Annotated in this window: 2 protein-coding genes and 1 pseudogene; all 3 read right to left on the reverse strand. The window is 64.8% G+C overall.

The window, feature by feature from the left end:
- Window positions 1–71: pseudogene (locus tag ACNPNW_RS05410) on the reverse strand (broad-spectrum mercury transporter MerE); the annotation flags it as partial.
- Window positions 68–433, reverse strand: a complete 366-nt coding sequence (gene merD, locus ACNPNW_RS05415; protein WP_001277463.1) for a mercury resistance co-regulator MerD — start codon at window positions 431–433, stop codon at window positions 68–70. The gene merD and the pseudogene ACNPNW_RS05410, both read right to left, overlap by 4 nt.
- Window positions 434–450: 17 nt before the next feature.
- The coding region (locus ACNPNW_RS05420; protein ID WP_527890967.1) for an oxidoreductase dimerization domain-containing protein at window positions 451–719 on the reverse strand (269 nt) is incomplete at its 5' end.

A 719-nucleotide genomic window follows, 5' to 3' on the forward strand; every position in this document is an offset into this window, starting at 1 on the left:
GCCAGCGCGCCCCACAAGTAGCCGGTGATCGGTTTGTGCGTCTCAGACGGCAAGTGCTCTGGGCTGTTCATGGCAGACTCTCCGCGTGCTGTGCCGGTTCGGTTGGCATGGCGGCCAGTTGCATTTCGAGGCTGGCCAGGGCCTCGCGCCGACGCTCGACGAGTTGCCGCAACACGGCAAGCTGCGCAGACGCACCGTCACCGTCCGCAGCATCCAGCGCCCGGCACAGCCGCGCCAGTGCGTCCAGGCCGATACCCGCTTCGAAGGCAGCCCGTACAAAGCGCAGCCGTTGCAACGCGGTGTCATCGAACAAGCCGTAGCCGCCCGTGGTGCACGCGACCGGCCGTAGCAATCCGCGCAGCAGGTAGTCGCGCACGATATGCACGCTCACCCCGGCATCAAGGGCCAGCCGGGACACTGTGTAGGCGCTCATTGAACACCTCCTTTTCCTCATCCGGCGCAGCACGAAAGCTGCTTCACGTCCTTGCTGAAGGTCTGCGCCGCGAGCTTCAGCCCTTCGACCATGGTCAGGTAGGGGAACAATTGGTCGGCCAGTTCCTGCACGGTCATACGGTTGCGAATGGCGAGCACCGCCGTCTGGATCAGTTCACCCGCTTCCGGGGCCACCGCTTGCACGCCGATGAGCCGTCCGCTACCTTCCTCGATGACCAGCTTGATGAAGCCGCGTGTGTCGAAGTTGGCAAGCGCACGCGGCACGT

The organism is Acinetobacter endophylla (assembly GCF_053543775.1).

What these genes read in the sequence shown, in the direction of transcription:
- merD (WP_001277463.1), bottom strand. Translation starts at nt 433, where the DNA reads ATGAGCGCCTACACAGTGTCCCGGCTGGCCCTTGATGCCGGGGTGAGC.